This window comes from Kitasatospora sp. NPDC001664 (assembly GCF_053596675.1).
The window spans coordinates 109,111-127,162 of sequence record NZ_JBSFGS010000009.1 but is presented as its reverse complement, the minus strand read 5'-3'; the positions used below and the strand labels follow the sequence as shown (position 1 = coordinate 127,162).

The 18,052-nt window shown below is 72.5% G+C and carries 16 protein-coding genes and 1 tRNA gene; 7 read left to right on the top strand and 10 right to left on the bottom strand.

What is annotated here, in order from left to right:
* Window positions 1–119 precede the first annotated feature (119 nt).
* Together ACWCYY_RS15065 and ACWCYY_RS15060 are read right to left on the bottom strand one after the other, a co-directional pair.
* Entirely contained in the window at window positions 120–1,100 is a 981-nt protein-coding gene (locus ACWCYY_RS15065) for an NAD-dependent epimerase/dehydratase family protein (protein ID WP_449796251.1), read from the bottom strand.
* On the bottom strand, window positions 1,097–2,281 hold the full coding sequence (locus ACWCYY_RS15060) for a Gfo/Idh/MocA family protein (RefSeq protein ID WP_345281131.1): 1,185 nt from the start codon (window positions 2,279–2,281) through the stop codon (window positions 1,097–1,099). Before ACWCYY_RS15060 ends, ACWCYY_RS15065 begins: the two co-directional genes overlap by 4 nt.
* Before the next feature lie 273 nt (window positions 2,282–2,554).
* Here ACWCYY_RS15060 and ACWCYY_RS15055 point away from each other — a divergent pair, with 273 nt between their 5' ends.
* The 3 genes from ACWCYY_RS15055 to ACWCYY_RS15045 all read left to right on the top strand — a co-directional run bounded on the left by ACWCYY_RS15055 (window position 2,555) and on the right by ACWCYY_RS15045 (window position 4,668).
* Entirely contained in the window at window positions 2,555–3,010 is a 456-nt protein-coding gene (locus ACWCYY_RS15055; protein WP_345281133.1) for a YwqJ-related putative deaminase, read from the top strand.
* Between the two features lie 73 nt (window positions 3,011–3,083).
* On the top strand, window positions 3,084–3,542 hold the full coding sequence (locus tag ACWCYY_RS15050; RefSeq protein WP_380149426.1) for an SUKH-3 domain-containing protein: 459 nt from the start codon (window positions 3,084–3,086) through the stop codon (window positions 3,540–3,542).
* A gap of 103 nt (window positions 3,543–3,645) precedes the next feature.
* On the top strand, window positions 3,646–4,668 hold the full coding sequence (locus ACWCYY_RS15045; protein ID WP_449796250.1) for an acyltransferase family protein: 1,023 nt from the start codon (window positions 3,646–3,648) through the stop codon (window positions 4,666–4,668).
* Here the strand turns inward: ACWCYY_RS15045 and ACWCYY_RS15040 are convergent.
* The gene (locus tag ACWCYY_RS15040; protein WP_345281137.1) at window positions 4,633–5,901 is read right to left on the bottom strand and encodes a sensor histidine kinase; all 1,269 of its coding nucleotides are present in this window, start codon (window positions 5,899–5,901) and stop codon (window positions 4,633–4,635) included. The two genes, ACWCYY_RS15045 and ACWCYY_RS15040, sit on opposite strands and share 36 nt — an antisense overlap.
* A 302-nt stretch (window positions 5,902–6,203) precedes the next feature.
* Here ACWCYY_RS15040 and ppc point away from each other — a divergent pair, with 302 nt between their 5' ends.
* Window positions 6,204–8,999, top strand: coding sequence for a phosphoenolpyruvate carboxylase (ppc, locus tag ACWCYY_RS15035; protein WP_380149427.1), 2,796 nt, complete (start codon window positions 6,204–6,206; stop codon window positions 8,997–8,999).
* A gap of 75 nt (window positions 9,000–9,074) precedes the next feature.
* Here the strand turns inward: ppc and ACWCYY_RS15030 are convergent, their stop codons facing one another.
* The 6 genes from ACWCYY_RS15030 to ACWCYY_RS15005 form a co-directional block, all read right to left on the bottom strand.
* Window positions 9,075–9,350 (bottom strand): hypothetical protein, encoded by a 276-nt coding sequence (locus ACWCYY_RS15030; RefSeq protein ID WP_345281139.1) that lies wholly within the window; start codon window positions 9,348–9,350, stop codon window positions 9,075–9,077.
* A 146-nt stretch (window positions 9,351–9,496) separates the two neighbouring features.
* Window positions 9,497–10,072 (bottom strand): aminoacyl-tRNA hydrolase, encoded by a 576-nt coding sequence (gene pth / locus ACWCYY_RS15025; RefSeq protein ID WP_449796249.1) that lies wholly within the window; start codon window positions 10,070–10,072, stop codon window positions 9,497–9,499.
* Between the two features lie 105 nt (window positions 10,073–10,177).
* Window positions 10,178–10,762, bottom strand: a complete 585-nt coding sequence (locus ACWCYY_RS15020) for a 50S ribosomal protein L25/general stress protein Ctc (protein WP_345281143.1) — start codon at window positions 10,760–10,762, stop codon at window positions 10,178–10,180.
* Window positions 10,763–11,038: 276 nt separating this feature from the next.
* Window positions 11,039–12,019, bottom strand: a complete 981-nt coding sequence (locus ACWCYY_RS15015; protein WP_345281145.1) for a ribose-phosphate diphosphokinase — start codon at window positions 12,017–12,019, stop codon at window positions 11,039–11,041.
* Window positions 12,020–12,231: 212 nt separating this feature from the next.
* Window positions 12,232–13,683: a bifunctional UDP-N-acetylglucosamine diphosphorylase/glucosamine-1-phosphate N-acetyltransferase GlmU gene (gene glmU, locus ACWCYY_RS15010; RefSeq protein ID WP_449796248.1), complete on the bottom strand. Its 1,452-nt coding sequence runs from the start codon at window positions 13,681–13,683 to the stop codon at window positions 12,232–12,234.
* 156 nt (window positions 13,684–13,839) lie between these two features.
* A tRNA-Gln gene (locus tag ACWCYY_RS15005) sits at window positions 13,840–13,910 on the bottom strand.
* A 180-nt stretch (window positions 13,911–14,090) separates the two neighbouring features.
* On the opposite strand from ACWCYY_RS15005, the gene ACWCYY_RS15000 reads away from it, so the two are divergent.
* From ACWCYY_RS15000 to ACWCYY_RS14990, 3 genes are all read left to right on the top strand, one after another.
* A complete protein-coding gene (locus ACWCYY_RS15000) occupies window positions 14,091–15,053 on the top strand; it encodes an acyl-CoA desaturase (RefSeq protein ID WP_345281148.1) in 963 nt (320 codons plus the stop codon).
* Window positions 15,054–15,253: 200 nt separating this feature from the next.
* Window positions 15,254–15,856 (top strand): TetR/AcrR family transcriptional regulator, encoded by a 603-nt coding sequence (locus ACWCYY_RS14995; protein WP_345281154.1) that lies wholly within the window; start codon window positions 15,254–15,256, stop codon window positions 15,854–15,856.
* A gap of 80 nt (window positions 15,857–15,936) precedes the next feature.
* Complete coding sequence (locus tag ACWCYY_RS14990; RefSeq protein ID WP_345281156.1) at window positions 15,937–16,428, top strand: MarR family winged helix-turn-helix transcriptional regulator; 492 nt, start codon at window positions 15,937–15,939, stop codon at window positions 16,426–16,428.
* A 45-nt stretch (window positions 16,429–16,473) separates the two neighbouring features.
* On the opposite strand, the gene ACWCYY_RS14985 is transcribed toward ACWCYY_RS14990, so the two are convergent.
* Window positions 16,474–18,009 (bottom strand): polysaccharide biosynthesis protein, encoded by a 1,536-nt coding sequence (locus ACWCYY_RS14985; protein ID WP_449796247.1) that lies wholly within the window; start codon window positions 18,007–18,009, stop codon window positions 16,474–16,476.
* Window positions 18,010–18,052 lie beyond the last annotated feature (43 nt).

The window sequence follows — 18,052 nt, the reverse complement described above, 5'->3', positions numbered from 1 at the left end:
TGCGCGCAGCGGAAGGAGCGCGCCATAGAGCCGCTCCCAAGTGGTTCAGTTGCAAGTGCCGCGATCTAACGGCGAGTGGATGGCTGGTCGCGCAGTTCCCCGCGCCCCCGGGGTCGCCTCTAGCGAGCCTGCTGCCACCAGGTGACGAGCTTGCGCAGTCCGTCTTCGAGGCCCAGCTCCGGCTTCCAGCCCAGGTCGCGCTCGGCGGCCGAGATGTCCGCCAGCCGACGCGTCACACCGCCGGCGGTGTCCCGGGCCGGCCCGTGCTCGACGTCCAGCTCGGAGTCCATCGCCGACAGCAGGGCGTCGGCCAGCCCGCGCAGCGAGACCTCCGAGGCCGAGGCGATGTTGTAGACCCGGTCCGTCACCGGCGCCGAGGCAGCGAGCAGGTTGGCCCGGGCGATGTCCTCGGTGTAGACGAAGTCCATGGTCTGGGCGCCGTCGCCGAAGATCAGCGGGGGCTGCCCGGCGGTGATCCGCTCCATCCAGCGGATGAAGACCTCGGTGTACTTGCCGTGGACGTCCATCCGGGGGCCGTACACGTTGAAGTACCGCAGTGCGACGTAGTCCAGCCCGTACATCGCGTGGAAGGACCGCAGCAGGCCCTCGTTGAAGACCTTGGCCGCCCCGTACAGGGTGTCGTTGTTGTAGGGGTGCTGGGTCTCCGGCGTCGGGAAGACGTCCGCGAGGCCGTAGACCGAGGCCGTCGACGAGGCCACGACCTTCTTCACGCCGCACTCGGCCGCGGCCTCGACCACGTCGAAGGTCCCGTCCACCATGATCTCCAGCGCCAGCCGCGGCTCGGTCGCGCACTGGGTGATCCGGATCGCGGCCAGGTGGAACAGCAGGTCGGTGTCACTGCCCAGCAGCTCCCGCAGCAGCGCGCGGTCGCGGATGTCCCCGTCCACCACCCGCAGTTGGCCCGGGGCCGCGGCGGCCTCGGCGTCCGCCAGGTTGGCCATCCGGCCGCGGACGAAGTTGTCCAGCACCACGACCTCGCGGGCCCCGGCGGCGATCAGCTGGTCGACCACGGTGGAGCCGATGGTGCCGGCACCTCCGGTGACCAGGCAGCGGGAACCCTCGATCGGTACGGCGTTCATCGGGCGGTGGCCCTCTCCTGTGCGGTGATCAGTTCTACGTCGGAGGAGTCGTCGGCGGAGTCGTCGGCGTTCACCGGCACGGTGGCGCCGCCGAGTTCCAGGCTGCGCGAGGCGGCGTGCAGCAGCTTGAGGACCCGCAGGCCGGAGCGGCCGTCGGTGAGCGGGGCCCGGCCCTCGGTGATGGCGGCGGCGAACTCGGCCATCACGTTGCGCAGCGCCTCCTGCTCGACCAGCGCGGGGGCGACCATCTCGCCGACCCGGTAGGAGATCAGGGCCTGGTGGCGGATGGCGTCGGTGAGCTCGTCCGGCGGGGTGAGGTCCACGCCGCGGTCGTGCACGGCGAGGCGGGCCTGCGGGTTGAGGTCGTCCCAGACCAGGGTGCGGCGGGAGCCGCCGATCATGGTGGTGCGGACCTTGGTCGGGGAGAGCCAGTTGACGTGGCAGTGGGCCAGCGCGCCATTGGACAGACGCACCGTCAGGTAGGCCACGCACGCCCGGCCGGCCCCGATCGGGTCGGCGCCCTGGGCGCTCACGCCGACCGGCTCGACGCCCGGGGGCAGCACGAAGTCGAGGATGGAGAGGTCGTGCGGGGCGAGGTCCCAGAGCACGTCCACGTCGGGCTGGACCAGCCCGAGGTTGATCCGCACCGAGTCGAAGAACTGCACGTCGCCGATCTCGCCGCCGTGGACCAGGTCGCGGATCCGGCGCACCACCGGGGTGTAGCAGAAGGTGTGATCGGTCATCAGCACCAGGCCGCGCTCCTCGGCCAGCTCGCAGAGCTCGGCGGCCTCCTCGACCGAGGTGGTGATCGGCTTCTCCACCAGCACGTGCTTGCCCGCCTCCAGGGCGGCCCGCACCAGCTTGTAGTGGCCGGCGGCCGGGGTGGCGATGGCCACCGCGTGCACCCGCTCGTCCTCCAGCACCTGCTCGAAGGAGGTGGTGGGCTTCACGGTGCTGTACTCGCCCAGCACCCGGCGGGACTTGGCCTCGTCCAGGTCGCACAGCCAGTGCAACCGCATGGCAGCGGTCTGCTGGGCGTTGCGGACCAGGTTCGGCCCCCAGTAGCCCGCCCCGACCACGGCCATGCCGATCCGGTCGGCCGACCGCGGTCCGGGCACGCCCGGTGTCTCCACGTGCTCGCCCGGCGCCTCGTGCGCCACCTGGTCAGCTGCGTTCGTCATCGCAAGACCCCCCTTGCCCGACAGTTGAGAGGGCACTCGTCATGACCGCGCACCGATCCCCCGGTGGATGGCGGCCCGGCCCTGGTGCGGAACGCTATCGGCTGCCATCGGCGCTCGGGGGGCGAATCGGGAAACCGTGTGGGAATGGTGAAGCGTGGCGGGGCGCGCACCCCCGGCGTCCGCCCTGTCGGCGGCATTTGGCAGGCTTGGTGCCTAGTGTGGTGCACCGGGGCACCACCCGCCGAAGGGCGGCCGAGCAGGTGAGGAGCAGTCATGGAGCAGGCCGAGCAGGCCCCGACGCTGCGCCACCACCGCGACAGCCTGCTGCCCGCGGTGGCCGCCGCGCTCTCCCTGAAGAACGGCACCGTGCACACCCTGGCCGGGCACAAGCCGGACGAGCTGCCCGAACTGCACCCGCTGGTCGGCGAGTTCCTGGACGGGCTGCCGCTGGACCAGCGCGAGCGCTTCCTCGGGCGCTGCCCGGAGGCGGTGCTGCTCTCCCGGTACCTGACCGAGGTGGACGCCAACCGCTCCAAGCGGGCCGCGCGCAAGCCGCTCGGCCTGCCGGAGGCGCGCAAGGCCCTCAAGGGCTCCCGGCTGACCACCGTCCGGATCCGCGAGGAGGGCGATCCGGCGCACGGCACGCACGCGCCGCCCTGCCGGTCCTGCGAACCGCTGCTGGCCCACTTCCAGGTGGCCAGCGTGGCCGTCGGCCCGGCCGCCCCCTGAGTCCCCCCGTCCCGTCAGTCTGGAGCCCGCACTGAACTCCGCCCTCCGCACCCAGCCCCGCTTCCCCGCCGACGTGGCCGCCGAGCTCAAGCAGGCCGGCTGGCACCCCGGCCGCTGGCAGATCCGGCAGGCCGAGGAGTGGGCCGACGCGCTGGTCGCGCACGGCGATCCCCAGGGTGTGCAGCACTCCGTCTTCCCGGCCGCGATCGAGGCCTGGGCCGAGTTCGGCGGCCTGGCCTTCGACCTGTCCGGCGCCGGGCGGGAGATCGCCCGCACCCCCTTCCTGCTCGACCCGCGCTGCGGGCTGCACCAGCCGCGCACCCTGGCCGACCTGGGCCGGGCGCTGGGACGCCGGGTCGCCCCGCTGGGCGAGGAGTCGTACGGGCAGGCGCTGCTGGCGCTGGACGAGGACGGCCGGGTCTACAGCCTGGACCACGCCGGCGAGTGGTACCTGGGCCGCTCGGTGGACCAGGCGGTGGGCGCCCTGGTGCTCGGCCTGCGGCCGGAGCGGCTGCTCCCGCTGTCGGTCTGACGACCCGACGCCCTCCGGCGGCACGTGCCACTTCGGGCAATCCCTTCCCACCGGCACCTCCGAGCCACCACACTTTCCCCACACGTCTGCACCAGGGGGCCCGGTGGACCGTCAACCACTCTTCGACAACGCCAAGTTCGCGGCGGTCGCCCTGGTGGTCTGCGCCCACACCTGGATGCCGCTGCTGGCCGCCGACCGGCTGGTCGGCGCCGTGGTGCTCACCGTCGCCGCCTTCGCCATGCCGGTCTTCATCACCCTGTGCGGCTACTTCGCACGGCCCCGGCCCGGCCGCCCGCAGGTGGACGGCGCCCGGCTGATCGCCCAGCTGGTGGTGCCGTACCTGGTCTTCCAGGTGCTCTACAACGTGGTCGGGATGGCGCTGGAGCGGAAGCTGGAGCCGATACCGCTGCTGGAGCCGCGCTGGCTCACCTGGTTCCTGCTCTCGCTGCTGCTCTGGCGGCTCAGCGTGCCGCTCTGGACGGCGCTGCGCCACCCGCTGCCGGTGGCGGTGCTGATCGCCCTCGGCTCCGGCGCACTGCACGCCTTCCCGGCCGAGCTGGCGCTCGGGCGCACCCTGGGCTTCCTGCCCTGGTTCGTGCTCGGCCTGGTGCTGCGCCCCGGCCACTTCGAGCTGCTGCGCCGTCAGGCGGTCCGCCGGCTGGCCCCCTTCGGCCTGCTGCTCACCCTCGCGGCGGTCTGGGCGGCCCACCCGTTCCTGCTGGACTCGGGCTGGCTGGAGTACACCGGGACGGCCGCCCAGCTCAAGGTCGGCTACCCGGTCTGGCTGGCCGTCAGGGTCGTCCTCGGCCTGCTCTCGCTGCTGGCCGCCGCCTCGTTCCTGGCCCTGCTCCCGGACCGCCGGCTGCGCTGGACCTCGCTGGGCGCCGCCTCGCTCTACGTCTACCTGCTGCACGGCCTGCCGCTGAAGGCGCTCCAGGCCAGCGGGGTCTACCACGCCCGGGTGCTCCGGCACGCCTGGACCGCGCTGCCGCTGTACGGCGCCTTCGCGCTCGCCCTCGCCGTCCTGCTCGCCCTGCCGGTCACCGTCCGGCTGACGCGCCCGCTGGTGCAGCCGCCGGTCGAGCGGCTGCTACGCCAGCCTGGTGTCCTGCACCGCGAGGCGTGAGGGGAGCACCGCCTCGACCCGGAAGCCGCCGTCCGGCTCCGGCCCGGCCGCGAAGGTGCCGCCCAGGGCCAGCACCCGCTCCTCCATGCCCACCAGTCCGTTGCCCCCGCTGGGCAGCCCGGCCCGCTTGGCCGCCCCGCCCGGGCACTCGTTCAGCACCGCCACCCGCACCCCGTTGGGCACGTACGCCAGCAGCACCGTGACCCTGGCCCCGCCGGCGTGCTTGTGGGCGTTGGTCAGCCCCTCCTGCACCACCCGGTACGCGGTCCGCTCCGCCTCGGTGGTGTACGGCAGCCGGCTGCCGCTCACCGTCAGGGTGACCAGCATCCCGGCCGCCTCCGACTGCTCGACCAGCCCCGGCAGCCCGGCCAGGTCGTCCACCGCGACGGCCCCCTCCTCGGACATCCGCAGCACCCCGAGGATCTCGCGCAGCTCGTTCAGCGCCTGCCGGCCGACCTCGCCCATCAGCTTGGCGCTCTGCTGGGCCTTCTCCGGGTCCTTGGCGACGATCCGCTCCAGCGCCCCGGCGTGCACCACCATCAGCGAGACCCGGTGCGCCACCACGTCGTGCATCTCCCGGGCGATCCGGGTGCGCTCCTCCAGCCGGGCCCGGCGGGCGCGCTCCTGGGCCTGCTCGGCCAGCAGGTCGAGCTCGGTCTCCAGACCGTGCGCCCGGTCCTTGAGGCTCTCGACCAGCCGCCGCCGGGCGCCCAGGTAGAGGCCGGTCACCACCGGCGGGACCGTTACGCCGACCGAGACCAGCACCGCGATCAGCACCAGCACCCAGACCGGCGGGGTGGTCTCCTCCGGCGGCACCGGCTCGAACATGCCGAACAGCACCACCGCGACGGTCTCCGCGAAGGCCAGCGCGGAGAGCGAGACCACCCGCCCCCGTCTGGACGGCCACTCCCAGGTGGCCGCCAGGGTGTACAGCGACACCACCAGCAGCACCACCCCGAAGGACCCCGGCACGAAGAGCAGGGCCAGCACCACCGGCACGGCCGGCCAGCGCCGCCGCACCACCAGCGAGGCCCCGCACAGCGCGCCCACCACCGCGGTGGCCACCGCGAGGGGTGTGGACCAGTCGAACTTCTGCACCGCCGTGGCGTAGGCCCCGGCGGCACACTCCAGGGCGGCCAGCGCGGCCAGCCCCACATCCAGCACCACGCTGCGGCGCCGCTCCCACCACCAGAGTGATCGGCCCGGCCCGCCCCCGTCCGGCGAGTTGCTCATGCCGCTCAGCCTATGGCAGCGCCTCCACGCCGGGCACCCGAGTAACCGGCCGCCGATCGGCCGCACCAGCGGGGCGACCTGACAAGGTCGGCCGGGCTCCGTACGGTCGGGCAGGTGCGGGCACCGACCATCCCCTCAGGAGACCGACCCGGACCAGCCCGGGACCCTCGCCCCGCGACTCCTGAGTGTCCGACATTCGGTTACCCGGGTGAGACGGCACCGGGTGCCACATATGCTGGGCGCGTCGGACAGCGAGGTCCGCGCGAGCCGTTGCCGAACCCCACCACCACAGGGAGCCAGCCGTGACCGCTCCGGTCCCCACCTCGGCGGAGAACCCGAATCCGATCGCCGACAACGCCGCCCTGCGCGCGGACATCCGTCGCCTCGGCGACCTGCTGGGCGAGACCCTGGTCCGCCAGGAGGGCCCCGAGCTGCTCGGCCTGGTCGAGCAGGTCCGCCTGCTCAGCCGCACCGACGGCGAGGCCACCGCCGAGCTGCTCGCCGGGATCGACCTGGAGACCGCCGCCAAGCTGGTCCGGGCCTTCTCCACCTACTTCCACCTCGCCAACGTCACCGAGCAGGTGCACCGCGGCCGCGAGTTCGCCACCCGCCGGGCCAAGGAGGGCTCGCTGCTGGCGCAGACCGCCGACCAGCTGGCCGAGGCGGACCCCAAGCACCTGGAAGACACCCTGGCCAACCTCGCGGTCCGCCCGGTCTTCACCGCGCACCCGACCGAGGCCGCCCGCCGCTCGGTGCTCAACAAGCTGCGCCGGATCGGCGAGCTGCTGGAGCGCATCCACCGCGAGCACGTCGCCTCCGGCCTCGCCGCCACCGACCCGGCCCGCCACAGCTCGGCCAAGCGCCAGGCCGACCGCCGGCTGGCCGAGGTGATCGACCTGCTCTGGCAGACCGACGAGCTCCGGATCGCCCGCCCCGAGCCCACCGACGAGGCCCGCAACGCCGTCTACTACCTGGACGAGCTCTACCGCGAGGCCGTCCCCGAGGTGCTGGAGGAGCTCCACGAGGAGCTGGCCCGGGTCGGCCTCACCCTCCCCGAGGGCGTCCGCCCGCTGACCTTCGGCACCTGGATCGGCGGCGACCGCGACGGCAACCCGAACGTCACCCCGGCCGTCACCTGGGACGTGCTCAACCTCCAGCACGAGTACGGCATCAAGGACGCCCTGGCCGCCGTCGACGACCTGCGCAGCTCGCTCTCCACCTCGGTCCGGCTGGCCGGCGCCTCGGAGGAGCTGCTCGCCTCGCTCGACGCCGACCTGCGCCTGCTGCCCGAGCTCAGCCCGCGCTACAAGCGGATGAACGCCGAGGAGCCCTACCGGCTCAAGGCCACCTGCGTGCGCCTCAAGCTGGAGAACACCCGCGAGCGCCTGGCCGCCGGCACCCCGCACCTCCCGGGCCGCGACTACCTCGGCACCCGCGAGCTGGTCGCCGACCTCAAGCTGATCCAGGACTCGCTGCGCGCCCACCGCGGCGGCCTGATCGCCGACGGCCGCCTGGCCCGCGCGATCCGCACCGTCGAGGCCTTCGGCCTGCAGCTCGCCACCATGGACGTCCGCGAGCACGCCGAGGCCCACCACCACGCCCTCGGCCAGCTCTTCGACCGCCTCGGCGAGGAGGCCTGGCGCTACTCCGACATGCCGCGCGAGTACCGCCAGAAGCTGCTCGCCAAGGAGCTCCGCTCCCGCCGCCCGCTGGCCCCCACCCCGGCCCCGCTGGACCCGGCCGGCACCAAGACCCTGGGCGTCTTCAGCACCATCCGCGAGGGCTTCGAGCGCTTCGGCGACGAGATCGTGGAGAGCTACATCATCTCCATGTGCCAGGGCGCCGACGACGTCTTCGCCGCCACCGTGCTGGCCCGCGAGGCCGGCCTGATCGACCTGCACGCCGGCATCGCCAAGATCGGCATCGTGCCGCTGCTGGAGACCACCGACGAGCTCCAGCAGGCCGACCGGATCCTCGACGAGATGCTCTCCGACCCCTCCTACCGCCTGCTGGTCTCGCTGCGCGGCGACATCCAGGAGGTCATGCTCGGGTACTCGGACTCCTCCAAGTTCGGCGGCATCACCACCTCCCAGTGGGAGATCCACCGCGCCCAGCGCCGGCTGCGCGACGTCGCCCACCGCTACGGCATCCGGCTGCGCCTCTTCCACGGCCGCGGCGGCACCGTCGGCCGCGGCGGCGGCCCCTCGCACGAGGCCATCCTGGCCCAGCCCTGGGGCACCCTGGAGGGCGAGATCAAGGTGACCGAGCAGGGCGAGGTCATCTCCGACAAGTACCTGCTCCCCTCCCTCGCCCGGGAGAACCTGGAGCTCACCATCTCGGCCACCCTGGCCGCCTCCGCGCTGCACACCTCCCCGCGCCAGGCCCCCGAGGAGCTGGCCCGCTGGGACGCCGCGATGGACCAGGTCTCCGAGGCCGCGCACACCGCGTACCGCGCCCTGGTCGAGCAGGAGGACCTGCCGAAGTACTTCTTCGCGGCCACCCCGGTCGACCAGCTGGCCTCGCTCCACCTGGGCTCCCGCCCGTCCCGCCGCCCCGACTCCGGCGCCGGTCTGGACGGCCTCCGGGCCATCCCGTGGGTCTTCGGCTGGACCCAGTCCCGGCAGATCGTCCCCGGCTGGTACGGCGTCGGCTCCGGCCTGGCCGCCGCCCGCGAGGCGGGCCTGGGCGACGTGCTGGACGAGATGCACGGCCAGTGGCACTTCTTCCGCAACTTCCTGTCCAACGTCGCCATGACGCTGGCCAAGACCGACCTGCGGATCGCCCGCCACTACGTCGAGCAGCTGGTCCCGGCCGAGCTGCACCACGTCTTCGACCAGATCGTGGCCGAGCACGAGCTCACCCTGCGCGAGGTCCTGCGCCTCACCGGCGAGGGCGAACTCCTGGAGCACAACGAGGTGTTGAAGCAGACCTTCCAGGTCCGCGACGCCTACCTCGACCCGATCTCCTACCTCCAGGTCGCCCTGCTCCGCCGCCAGCGCGAGCTGGTCGCCCAGGGCCGCGACGAGGACCCGCTGCGGGCCCGCGCGCTGCTGCTGACCGTCAACGGCATCGCCGCCGGCCTGCGCAACACCGGCTGACGGAGCCTCAGAACGCGAGGGCGGCCCGGGACTTCCCGGGCCGCCCTCGCGGTGTTCTGCCGCTCTCCCGCGGAGTCAGTGGACGGTCGGCTGTCCGGCCCGGCGCCGGCGCAGCCACATCGCCGCGCCGCCGGCCGCGACCACCAGGCCGCCGCCGACCGCGTACAGCCCGGAGCCGCCCTCCAGGTCGACGTCGTTCGGCCCGGGGAACTGGGCCGCCGCGGGCTCGGGCGTCGCCACCGGGCCCCCCGTCGGCTCCGCCGCCCGCGCCGCCGGCGCACCCAGCGCCGTGACCAGCAGTGCCGTCCCGCCGACCACGCGAGCGACCCGGACCCGCTTCGAGCGAACCACGTTCCTTACCCCCTGTACCGACCCCTCAACCCCGTGCACGGGTCGACGCTATCGGATCGGACGGGTCGTTCCCACACCGTTTTCGGAACGATCAAGCAAGCGTTGTACGACCGTTGCGCAAACCAGGACGACTTCTTGACGGTCCGTCAGGAGTTGTAGGTGGACTGGGCGCGCTCCAGACCCTCCGTCAGCAGCGCCTCCACCGCGTCGGCGGAGCGGTCCACGAACCAGTCCAGCTCCTTGCGCTCGGTGGACGAGAAGTCCTTGAGCACGAAGTCCGCCACCTCCATCCGGCCCGGCGGGCGGCCGATGCCGCAGCGGATCCGGTGGTAGTCCGGGCCGAGCGACTTGGTGATGGACTTCAGGCCGTTGTGCCCGTTGTCGCCGCCGCCGAGCTTGAGCCGCAGGGTGGCGTAGTCGATGTCCAGCTCGTCGTGGACCGCCACGACCGCCCCGGTGGGCACCTTGTAGAAGTCCCGCAGCGCGGTGACCGGCCCGCCCGAGAGGTTCATGAAGGTCATCGGCTTGGCCAGCACCACCCGCTTGCCGCCGATCCGCCCCTCGGCGGTCTGCGCGCGGCTCTTGTGCGCCTTGAACCTGGCCCCCATCCGCCCGGCCAGCAGGTCGGCCACCATGAAGCCGATGTTGTGCCGGTTCCGGGCGTACTGCTCCCCCGGGTTGCCGAGGCCCACGACCAGCCAGGGACCGTCGTAGTCGTCCATGTGTACCGCTCCTCCTGATTCGCTTCGGCCATCATCCCGGACGCACCGCTGCCCCGGTCACTCCGAACGGAGCGACCGGGGCAGCGGTCAGGTGCGGGGCGAGGCTCAGGCCTCGGTGACCTCGGCGGTCTCCTCGGCGGCCGGCTCGGCGGCCTGGGCGCCGATGACCTGCAGCACGACGGTGTCGGCCTCGACGGCGAGCTTGGCGCCCTTGGGCAGCTCGATGTCGCCGGCGGTGACGGAGGCACCGGCCTCCAGGCCCTCGACCGAGACGGTGACGGCCTCGGGCAGGTGGGTGGCCTCGGCCTCGATCGGCAGGGCGTTCAGGACGTGCTCGAGCAGGTTGCCACCGGCGGCCAGCTCGCCCTCGGTGTGGACCGGGACCTCGACGGTGACGGTCTCGCCGCGCTTCACCAGCAGCAGGTCGACGTGCTCGATGGAGCGCTTGATGGCCTCGCGCTGGACGGCCTTCGGCAGGACGTACTCGTCCTTGCCCTCGATCGGGACGACCAGCAGGGCGTTCGGGGTCTTGAGGGCCATCATCAGGTCGTGGCCGGGCAGGTTCAGGTGAACCGGGGCGTGGCCGTGGCCGTAGACGACACCGGGGACGAAGCCGGCACGGCGGGCGCGACGGGCGGCACCCTTGCCGAACTCGGTGCGGGACTCGGCGGCAAGGCGGATCTCGGACACGTCTGCTCCTCGTGAAGGTCCGGGTGCAGACAAGCGAAAACCGCCGAAGCCACACCCACAAATACGCTGGGGGTTCGCTCGGCGGCGGAGACGACGGACCGTGAGGTCAGCGCGTCGATCACGGACACGGCACCGTTTTGGGCGCACAGCATCCCTCGCCGAGCAGTCTCACGAGTCTAACTTGGAAGCTCGTCAACCGTGAAATCGGCCCCCCACCGTGAACGGTGGAGGGCCGATCGTCGCTGACCGTCCGTCAGCAGGGACGTTTCTCCGGGATCAGTGGACGCCCTCGAACAGGCTGGTGACCGAACCGTCCTCGAAGACCTCCTTGATCGCGGCGGCGATCGAGGGGGCGATGGAGAGGGTGGTCACCTTGTCCATCTGGAGCTCCTGCGGGGTGGGCAGGGTGTTGGTGAAGACGAACTCGCTCACCCGGGAGTTCTTCAGGCGGTCCGCGGCCGGGCCGGAGAGCACGCCGTGGGTGGCGGCCACGATGACGTCGGCGGCGCCGTTGTCGAAGAGCGCGTCGGCGGCGGCGCAGATGGTGCCGGCGGTGTCGATCATGTCGTCGACCAGGACGCAGACCCGGTCCTTGACGTCACCGACGACCTGGGCCGACAGGATGGTGTTGGCCTGGGTCAGGTCGCGGCGCTTGTGGATGACGGCCAGCGGGGCGCCGAGGCGGTCGCACCACTGGTCGGCGACCTTCACGCGGCCGGCGTCCGGGGAGACGATGGTCAGCTTGGAGCGGTCGGCGACCCGGTCGCCGACGTAGTCGGCCAGCATCGGCAGGGCGAACAGGTGGTCCACCGGGCCGTCGAAGAAGCCCTGGATCTGCGCGGTGTGCAGGTCCACCGCCATCAGGCGGTCGGCGCCGGCGGTGCGCAGCAGGTCGGCGATCAGGCGGGCCGAGATGGGCTCGCGGCCGAGGTGCTTCTTGTCCTGCCGGGCGTAGCCGTAGAACGGGAGGATCGCCGTGATGGAGCGGGCCGAGGCCCGCTTCAGCGCGTCGATCATGATCAGCTGCTCCATGATCCACTGGTTGATGGGAGCCGTGTGGCTCTGCATCACGAAGCAGTCCGCCCCCCGGGCGGAATCCAGGAAGCGGACGTAGATCTCACCGTTGGCGAAGTCGAGGGCCTTGGTGGGGACCAGCTCGGTGCCGAGCTCCCGGGCCACCTCCTCCGCCAGCTGGGTGTGGGCACGGCCGGAGAAGAGCTTGAGCTTCTTCTCACCCGACGTCGTGATCCCGCTCACTGAACCGTCTCCTCGCGTTGCTGCCGCATGGTCCGCCGCACCTCGCCCGGGCAGGCGCCCGGGCGAGGTGGTCGGCGAATGGATGGGGGTACGCCCAGAACACGGGCCAGGGAGCCCAGTGGCGCACGCATGTACTCAAGGTTACGCGCTGGCCCGGCCGGCGTCCGCCCCGGGACCGCCCCTCAAGATCCCCGGTGGGCCGATCGGGTCGCTCAGGACTGCTGCTCCCCGGCGGCCTCGGCGGCCGCCCGGGCCGAGTCGGTTCCGGGGCGCTTGCGGGCCACCCAGCCCGCGATGTTGCGCTGCTGGGCGCGGGAGACGCCGAGTGCGCCGGGGGGCACGTCGTTGGTGATGACCGAGCCGGCGGCGGTGTAGGCGCCGTCACCGACCGTCACCGGGGCGATGAACATGTTGTCGGATCCCGTGCGGCAGTGGGCCCCGATGGTGGTGCGGTGCTTGTTCACGCCGTCGTAGTTGACCGTGACGGAGGCCGCACCGATGTTGCTGTGGGCACCGATGGTGGCGTCCCCGATGTAGGAGAGGTGCGGCACCTTGGCGCCCTCGCCCAGCTCGGAGTTCTTGATCTCCACGTAGGTGCCGGCCTTGGCCTTGCGGGCCAGCTTGGCGCCGGGGCGCAGGTAGGCGTACGGGCCGACCTGGGCCAGCTCGCCGATCTCGGCGCCGATGGACGTGGTGTTGCTCACGGTGGCGCCGGCGCCGACGGTGGTGTCGGTCAGGGTGGAGTTCGGGCCGACCTCGCAGCCCTCGCCCAGGTGGGTGGCACCGTGCAGCTGGGTGCCGGGCAGCACCACGGCGTCGGGCTCGTACGTCACCTGGACGTCGAACCAGGTGGTGGCCGGGTCGACCACGGTGACCCCTTCGCGCATCGCGCGCTCGACCAGACGGGCGTTCAGGATCCGGCGGGCCTCGGCCAGCTGGACCCGGTCGTTGATGCCGAGCACGTCGCGGTGGTCGGCGGCGACCACGGCGCCGACCCGGTGGCCGGCCGTGCGGAGGATCTCCAGGGTGTCGGTGAGGTACTCCTCGCCCTGGGAGTTGTCGGTGGTGACCTTGGCCAGCGCCTCGCCGAGCAGCTCGGCGTCGAAGGCGAACACCCCGGAGTTGATCTCGCGGACGGCCCGCTGGGCCTCGGTGGCGTCCTTCTCCTCGACGATGGCCGCCACCGCGTCGGAGGCGTCCCGCAGGATCCGGCCGTAGCCGGTGGAGTCGGGGACCTCGGCGGTCAGCACGGTGGCCGCGTTGCCCTGCCCGGCGTGGGCGGCGACCAGGGCGGCCAGGGTGGCGCCGGTGAGCAGCGGGGCGTCGCCGGTGGTGATCACCACGGTGCCCTCGGGGCGCTCGCCGCGGGAGGCCAGCTCGGCCAGCGCGGTGCGCACGGCGTGGCCGGTGCCCTTCTGCTCCAGCTGCACGGCGGTGGAGACCCCCGGGTACACCTCGGCCAGGTGGGCCTCGACCAGCTCGCGCTGGTGGCCGACCACCACGACCAGCTGCCGGGGCGTCAACTCCTGGGCGGCGGCCACCGCGTGGCCGACCAGGGTGCGGCCGCAGACCGGGTGCAGCACCTTGGGCAGCTTCCTGGACTTCATCCGCGTCCCGCCGCCGGCGGCGAGCACGATCACGGCTGCAGGGGTGTTGGCACTCACGCGGGAGGCTCCTCGGGTCGGGAGGGGGGAGGGGATGGCGCCCTCGGGTCGGCACTCCGCACGGCCGCGCCCGGGCTGCTCAGAGACTATCCGGACATCCTGGCTGAAAACCCGTCAGCCTCCGGCCGGAGCACCGACCGAAGGCTGACTGAACGGCTCCCGGAGGAGGATTCGAACCCCCATAAGCTGGACCAAAACCAGCTGTCCTGCCCTTAGACGATCCGGGAAGGGCGGGCACCGCGCCGGTGTCCCGGCGCGCGGTCCACAGCCTACGGGCTGCGGCGCCGCACATCCACCACCTTCGCCGCCCCCGGGCCGCCCCCGACACGTCTTCCCATCCGGGGCGGCAGTACCTACGATGCCGTAGGTTACGGCTACGTAGGTAGCCCCTTCCCTCGAGGACCCTCATGACGATCCAGGCCAGCGAAGCGCCCCCGGAAGCGGCAGCGGTCGCCGCCACCCAGCTGTCCGCCACCCGGGGCGGTGAGCAGCAGGGCCTCGCCGAGCGGATCACGCTGGGCCTCTTCATCGGCGTGCCGTTCCTGGCCCTGCTGGCCGCCGTGCCGGTGGCCTGGGGCTGGGGCCTCGGCTGGACCGACCTGGCGATCATGACGGTGATGTACTTCGTGGCCTGCCACGGCATCACGGTCGGCTTCCACCGCTACTTCACCCACGGCTCCTTCAAGGCCAAGCGCCCGCTGGTGATCGCGATGGCGATCGCCGGCAGCCTGGCCATCGAGGGCCCGCTGGTGCGCTGGGTGGCCGACCACCGCAAGCACCACCGGTTCAGCGACAAGGAGGGGGACCCGCACTCGCCCTGGCGCTACGGCGAGTCGGTGCCCGCGCTGATGAAGGGCCTCTGGTGGGCCCACATGGGCTGGCTCTTCGACGAGGAGCAGACCCCGCAGCTGAAGTACGCCCCCGACCTGGTGAACGACCCGGTGATAAGGGCGATCTCCCGGCTGTTCTGGCTCTGGACGCTGGTCTCGATGCTGATCCCGCCGGTGATCGGCGGCCTGGTCTCGATGAGCTGGCAGGGCGCGCTGACCGCCTTCTTCTGGGGCTCGCTGGTCCGGGTGGCCCTGCTGCACCACGTCACCTGGTCGATCAACTCGATCTGCCACGCGGTCGGCGAGCGGCCGTTCAAGTCCCGGGACCGCTCCGGGAACGTCTGGTGGCTGGCCGTGCTCTCCTGCGGCGAGTCCTGGCACAACCTGCACCACGCCGACCCGACCTCGGCCCGGCACGGGGTGCTCCGCGGCCAGGTGGACTCCTCCGCCCGGCTGATCCGCTGGTTCGAGCAGCTCGGCTGGGCCCGGGACGTCCGCTGGCCCGACGAGGCCCGGATCGCCGCCCGCCGCACCGCATGACCCGACGTCTACAGCATGATGTAAGGGTGAACGGGAGCAACGGAGACAGCGCAGCCGACCGGACCGACCGAGCGGAGGCCGCCCCGGGCGCGCCCGCCGCGCGCGCCCGGGCCGCCGCTCCCGCCGCCCGCACCACCCAGGCCCGCACCGCTCCGGCCCGCACCGCCCCTGCCCGGGGCGGCAAGGGCGGCCGGGTCCGGATGACCGGCAAGCAGCGCCGCGAGCAGCTGCTGGACATCGGCCGCACGGTCTTCGCCGAGCGCGGCTACGACGGCACCTCGGTGGAGGAGATCGCCGAGCGGGCCGGGGTCTCCAAGCCGGTGGTGTACGAGCACTTCGGCGGCAAGGAGGGGCTCTACGCGGTGGTGGTCGACCGCGAGATGCAGCTGCTGCTGGACATGGTCACCGGCGCGCTGACCGGAGGGCACTCCCGGGAGCTGCTGGAGCAGGCGGCGTTCGCGCTGATGGACTACATCGACACCTCGACCGACGGCTTCAAGATCCTGGTCCGGGACTCCCCGGTGGCCCAGTCCACCGGCTCCTTCGCCTCGCTGATCAGCGACATCGCCACCCAGGTCGAGGACATCCTCGGCCTGGAGTTCAAGTCGCGGGGCTTCGACGCCCGCCTCGCCCCGATGTACTCGCAGATGCTGGTCGGCATGGTGGCCCTCACCGGTCAGTGGTGGCTGGAGGTGCGCAAGCCCGGCAAGGCCGAGGTGGCGGCGCACCTGGTGAACCTGGCCTGGCACGGGCTGGAGGGTCTGGAGCGGCACCCCAAGCTGGTCGGCGACCGGCAGCTGTGACCGCCGCCTGACTTCGGGGTGTCCGACGTCTTGACGTCAAGAGGCTTTATATCGACACACCCGTGGATACACTGATCCACATGGAGGACGAGGTCGACCGGCTGGTCGCTGCATGGCGCCGTGAGCGCCCCGACCTCGACGTGGAACCGCTCGAGGTGCTCAGCCGGGTCAGCCGGCTCGCCCGGCACCTGGACCGGGCCCGCCGCACGGCCTTCGCCGAGCACGGCCTGGAGCCCTGGGAGTTCGACGTCCTCACCGCGCTGCGCCGGGCCGGTTCGCCGTACCAGCTCTCCCCCGGGCAGCTGCTCACCCAGACCCTGGTGACCTCCGGCACCATGACCAACCGGATCGACCGGCTGACCGGCAAGGGCCTGGTGGTCCGGCTGCCCGACCCGGACGACCGGCGCGGCGTGCTGGTGCGGCTCACCGAGGACGGGCAGGACCGGGCGGACCAGGCGCTGGCCGGGCTGCTGGCCCACGAGCGGGCGCTGCTGGCCGAGCTGACCGGGCCCCAGCAGTCCGAGCTGGCCACCCTGCTGCGGCTGCTGATCGCCCCCTTCGACCAGGCCTGACGGCCCGTCGGCGGAGGCTGCCGACGGGCCGACCGCTCCGTACCGTCAGAAGCCGTCCGGGTAGGGCGTGCTGAGCGCCGGGACGGGCTTGGGCTCCGGGGTGGTGTAGCCCGGCAGGATGGTGCCCAGCAGGCGGCGGACCTCCGCGTCGGAGTTGCCCGCGGCGGCCGCGTACAGGGCCGTCAGGGAGCCCGCCAGGTCCTCCGGGCCGGCCAGGTCGTCGGCCACCGTGGCGTAGATCCGGGAGTGCGCGGTGGGCAGCCGCTCCTCGCCCTCGGAGAACAGCGCCTCGTTGAGCTTCTCGCCGGCCCGCAGGCCGGTGTAGCGGATCTCCACCTCCTCCGCCTCCAGCTGCACCTGACGGGCGAAGTTGTGCACCAGGTCGACGATCCGGACCGGCTCGCCCATGTCGAGCACGAAGACCTCGCCGCCGTGCGCCATCCGGCCGGCCTCCAGGACCAGGCCGACGGCCTCCTCGATGGTCATGAAGAAGCGGGTCACGTCCGGGTGGGTGATGGTCACCGGGCCGCCGCTGCGCAGCTGCTCGGCCAGCACCGAGAGCAGCGAGCCGCGCGAGCCCAGCACGTTCCCGAAGCGGACGGCGGAGAAGACGCCGGTGCCGAGGTTGCGGGCGTCCCGGGCGTTGGCCTGGACGATCAGCTCGGCCAGCCGCTTGGAGGCTCCCAGCACCGAGGTCGGGTCGGCGGCCTTGTCGGTGGAGATCAGCACGAAGCGCTCCACGCCGGTGGCCAGCGCGGCCTCCACCAGGTTGTCGGTGCCGAGCACGTTGGACTTCACCGCCTCGCTGGGGTGACGCTCCAACAGCGGCAGGTGCTTGTGCGCGGCCGCGTGGAAGACCACCTCGGGGCGCAGGTCGCGGAAGATCTGCTGGATCCGCGGCCGGTCCCGGATGTCGGCGATCACCAGCGAGTCGTCGGTGAGCAGCGCCTCGCCCCAGATCTCCAGCTGGAGCCGGTGCAGGTTGGACTCGTCGTGGTCCAGCATGTAGAGCTCGGACGGGCCGAACGCGTGGACCTGGCGGCAGAGTTCGCTGCCGATCGAGCCGCCGGCGCCGGTGACCAGCACCCGCTTGCCCTCGATCACGGCGCGGACGTCGGAGGAGACCACGTGCACCTCGTGACGGCCGATCAGCCGGTTCACGTCCAGCGAGCGCAGGTCGGAGCCGACCACCTCGCGGCGCAGCGCCGCCAGGAAGGAGGGCAGGTAGCGGACGGCCGCTCCGGCCGCCGCGGCGGCGGTGGCCAGCGCGCGGACCTTCTGGTGGGCCAGCCCGGGGATGGCCAGCACCACGACCTGCGCCCTGCTCTCCACGGCCAGCTCGGTGAGCTCGGTGAGCGTCCCCAACACCGGGACGCCGCCGACCAGTTCGCCCGCCTTCAGCGGGTCGTCGTCGAGCAGGCCGACCGGGACCAGTCCGAACTCGGGCGTCCGGCCCAGGTCGCGCACCAGTGCGGAGCCGGCCGCGCCGGCTCCGACCACGATGGTGCGCAGACCCTGGCCGCCGTCCCCTGATGAAGGGTCGAACGGGTTCAGGCGTGCGGCATTGCTGTACGGCGACATGGGTGTCCTCCGGATTCCCTGACCTGACGGAGTCGGTACCTGG